The organism is Cellvibrio sp. (genome assembly GCF_053579595.1).
The window spans coordinates 1-3748 of sequence record NZ_JBRFPI010000415.1; the positions used below are offsets into that span (position 1 = coordinate 1).

A 3748-nucleotide genomic window follows, 5' to 3' on the forward strand; every position below is an offset into this window, starting at 1 on the left:
CGCCGCTGGCACTGGCTATTGCTCAGTATGAGTTTGTTTATTATCGCCACCACCGCGCTGGTGCAAACCTACGTTTTGGTTCACGTCGGCAACTATCACAAAGCTGCATTTACCTATGAAGGCTGGGATTTGCAATTTATCCAAATCCTGTTCGGCTGCGTCGCCATGCTCGCACTTTGCCGTCATATCCGCCCCTGGTTACAGCAGCACCTATGCTGGCTGGCGGAATTGAGTTTCCCGATCTTTTTTATCCATCCACTGCTGACGATTGCGCTGGAAAATCTGGTGGCGCTGGAGGCAATAAAACCGTTTTTCCCGGTCGCCGGTTTAGCAACCAGTTTGCTGGTGTTCAGCGTGGTGTTTTTGGTGCAATTTTATGGTGCGGCGGGAATTGCGGTTTTAATCAGGAAAACTTTTAAACAAAACTGTAAATTTATCGTGGGTTAAGTGAATCGCACAGCAGCAGCGGTATTTAAATAATTAAGTGCAACTACACCCAATTCTCCACCCTCAATCCATCCACTCGCAAAAATTCCTTTTCATTATTGGTGACCAATATCCAATCTTGTGAGCGGGCATGGGCTGCGAGCCATAAATCATTGTTGCCGATGATCTGGCCAGAATTTTGTAGCCTTGCGCGGATATCACCATAGTGCTCGGCCACCTCTTCACCAAGCTCTTCAACACTCATCAAGCTAGCAAGGTCATCAATAACCGCTATTGCCTGTTCCTTTGCATGGCTTTTTTCAGCACCGAAGCGCAACTCACCGAAGGTGATAACCGACATCGCTAGTTCATTAGCAGAGTGCTGTGCGAAGCGTTCACGGACAGACGGAGGATTATATTTGGCGATATAAATGCAGATATTGGTATCGAGCAGATAGCGAGTAGTCATAGGAAATCCTTCTTAAAATCCTTCCCTTTCTTGCGGCAGCAAATCTCCCCTACCTTGCTCCATAAAATCAGACGGAAGTTTGGTGAGCACATCAAATATAGCAGCGCCGCTAGGCGTAACAGCGCGGAGGACAATTTCATCCCCGCGGCGGAAAATCTCAACCTGATCAACATCAAAGCGAAATTCTTTTGGGAGCCTTACGGCTTGGCTGTTCCCCGACTGGAAAACACGGGCAAGTGTCATAAATATTCCTCCATTGCGTAGCTACATCAAGTATATACGTGAAGTATTTACTTCACTAGCTTAAAATTTCACCAAATAGAGCTGTGGGAAGCATATCCGTGCAACACCTTCATAGGTATAATGCGCGCCTTTTTACGCTTCCCCATTTGCCTTACATCAGGCGCATACCCAAGAGAAATCCCACAGTGACAGATCAATCAGCTATCGAAAAACTGCGCAATATCGCCATTATCGCCCACGTTGACCATGGTAAAACCTCTATGGTTGACCAGTTGTTGCGTCAATCCGGCACCCTCGACCGTCGCGATGAAAGCGCGGAATTGATCATGGATAGCAACGACCAGGAGCGCGAGCGCGGTATTACCATTCTGGCCAAGAACACCGCGATCAAGTGGAACGATTACCGAATCAATATCGTGGACACCCCCGGTCACGCCGACTTCGGGGGTGAAGTAGAGCGCGTATTGTCGATGGTTGACTCGGTATTGCTGATCGTTGATGCCGTTGGTGGCCCAATGCCACAAACCCGTTTCGTGACATCAAAAGCGTTTGAACAGGGGTTGAACCCGATTGTGGTTATCAACAAGATTGACCGCCCGGGCGCACGTCCTGAGTGGGTTGTTGACCAGGTATTTGATTTGTTCGACCGTTTGGGTGCGACTGAAGAGCAGCTCGACTTCCCCATCATTTATGCCTCTGCACTGAATGGTGTTGCTGGATTGTCACCCGATAACATCGCTGACGATATGACCCCATTGTTCCAAATGATTGTCGATCGAGTGAAGGCTCCAGAGGTTGACCTGGATGGCCCATTCCAGATGCAAATCTCGGCGCTGGATTACAGCAGCTATGTAGGTGTTATCGGGATCGGCCGTATCACCCGTGGCAGCCTGTCGCCAAACCAGCAAATCGTGGTGGTTGATCACCAAGGCAATACTCGTAAAGCGAAAGTACTGCAAGTCATGGGCTACCACGGCTTGCAACGCATCGAGACTGACAAAGCTTACGCGGGCGACATCGTGTGTATTACCGGTGTGGATAAACTCGGCATCTCCGATACCCTGTGCAGCCCGGATTGCATCGAAGCCTTGCCAGCCCTGTCGATCGACGAGCCAACCGTAAGCATGACCTTCCAGGTAAACGACTCACCCTTTGCCGGAAAAGAAGGCAAGTACGTGACCAGCCGTAATATCAAAGACCGTCTGGATCAGGAATTGATTGCCAACGTGGCACTGCGTGTTCAGCAAGGCGAAACGCCGGACAAATTTATCGTGTCTGGTCGCGGTGAATTGCATCTGTCCGTGCTCATCGAAAACATGCGTCGCGAAGGTTACGAGCTGGGCGTTTCACGTCCTGAAGTAGTGCAAAAAATCGTTGATGGCGTAATCCACGAGCCGTTCGAGCAAGTGGTTATCGACGTTGAAGAAGAACATCAAGGTAAAGTGATGGAAGAGCTCGGCCTGCGTAAAGGCGAGTTGAACAACATGGAGCCGGATGGCAAAGGCCGCATCAAGTTGGAATTCCTCTGTCCATCGCGTGGCTTGATCGGTTTCCGTGGCCAGTTCCTGACCATGACGTCCGGTTCAGGCATCATGACCAGTATTTTTGACCACTACGGCCCGGTAAAAGAAGGTGAAGTGGCCAAGCGTCAAAACGGTGTACTGATCTCTATGGTGAAGGGCAAAACCCTCGCCTATGGTTTACACCCGCTGCAAGAACGTGGCCGTTTGTTCTACGGTGCCGGTGTTGAAGTCTATGAAGGTCAAGTAGTGGGTATTCACTCGCGCAACAATGACCTGGTCGTAAACCCAACCAAAGCCAAACAATTAACCAACGTTCGTGCTTCCGGTACTGATGACGCGCTGACCCTGTCACCGCCAATCCGTCACACCCTGGAACAAGCGCTGGAGTTTATTGAAGATGACGAGTTGGTAGAAGTAACACCACTCAGCATCCGCGTGCGCAAAAAATTGCTCACTGAAAACGAGCGTAAGCGCGGCAAAAAAGCGTAACGATTAATCGTCGTTATCTGAAATATCCCCGAAGTGAAAACAACGGGGATTTTTTTTGGGCAGGATTTGCAATGTAAAACCTGTCATGCTTCTGGCACCCTCCATTGGATAATCTCTAATGAGTATCAAACAATCCATATTTGCAGCACTTAAAAAAAATCTCCTGCCCGGTTTTGTATTGCAGTTATTTGCCGTCTGTATTTTAGCGATTTACTTTTTTGTTCCCGCCTCTAAGCCCTTATTCACACTATTTGGCGAACTCAAACAAACCTATGGTTTTGGCTACTCCTTTATCGCCACCGCAATATTCGGCGGATTTATTCCATTTTTGTATTTGCTCTTGAGCAAAAATCTATCACCCAATCGCAATATTTTGGGGTTGCTGGTTTTTTATATTGTCTTTTGGGGTTTAAAAGGCATGGAGGTGGATTTCTTCTATCGCCTGCAGGCAGAGTGGTTTGGCAACGGTAATGATCTAAAGACTATTGTAACCAAAATGGCGGCAGACCAATTCCTCTACAGCGCGCTCTGGGCAGCACCGGGTATTACGATTGTGTATTTGTGGATGGAGTCCAATTGGAATATTGCCGAAACAAAA

The 3748-nt window shown here is 48.6% G+C and carries 5 protein-coding genes; 3 read left to right on the forward strand and 2 right to left on the reverse strand.

What is annotated here, in order from left to right; translation table 11 throughout:
* Nucleotides 1-447: hypothetical protein (locus ACWA6V_RS18805; RefSeq protein WP_449523933.1), on the forward strand; the 447-nt coding region annotated here is incomplete at its 5' end.
* A gap of 43 nt (nucleotides 448-490) precedes the next feature.
* Here ACWA6V_RS18805 and vapC read toward each other — a convergent pair.
* Together vapC and ACWA6V_RS18815 are read right to left on the reverse strand one after the other, a co-directional pair.
* Nucleotides 491-895, reverse strand: a complete 405-nt coding sequence (vapC, locus tag ACWA6V_RS18810; RefSeq protein WP_449523934.1) for a type II toxin-antitoxin system tRNA(fMet)-specific endonuclease VapC — start codon at nucleotides 893-895, stop codon at nucleotides 491-493.
* A 12-nt stretch (nucleotides 896-907) separates the two neighbouring features.
* A complete protein-coding gene (locus ACWA6V_RS18815; protein WP_449523935.1) occupies nucleotides 908-1138 on the reverse strand; it encodes an antitoxin in 231 nt (76 codons plus the stop codon).
* 185 nt (nucleotides 1139-1323) lie between these two features.
* On the opposite strand from ACWA6V_RS18815, the gene typA reads away from it, so the two are divergent.
* Together typA and ACWA6V_RS18825 are read left to right on the forward strand one after the other, a co-directional pair.
* Nucleotides 1324-3150 (forward strand): translational GTPase TypA, encoded by a 1827-nt coding sequence (gene typA / locus ACWA6V_RS18820; RefSeq protein WP_449523936.1) that lies wholly within the window; start codon nucleotides 1324-1326, stop codon nucleotides 3148-3150.
* Nucleotides 3151-3268: 118 nt separating this feature from the next.
* Nucleotides 3269-3748 (forward strand): hypothetical protein (locus ACWA6V_RS18825; protein WP_449523937.1); only part of this gene is annotated, 480 nt, incomplete at its 3' end.

Coding starts and splice junctions, on each gene's coding strand:
- vapC (WP_449523934.1), bottom strand. CDS start 895: ATGACTACTCGCTATCTGCTCGATACCAATATCTGCATTTATATCGCC.
- ACWA6V_RS18815 (WP_449523935.1), bottom strand. CDS start 1,138: ATGACACTTGCCCGTGTTTTCCAGTCGGGGAACAGCCAAGCCGTAAGG.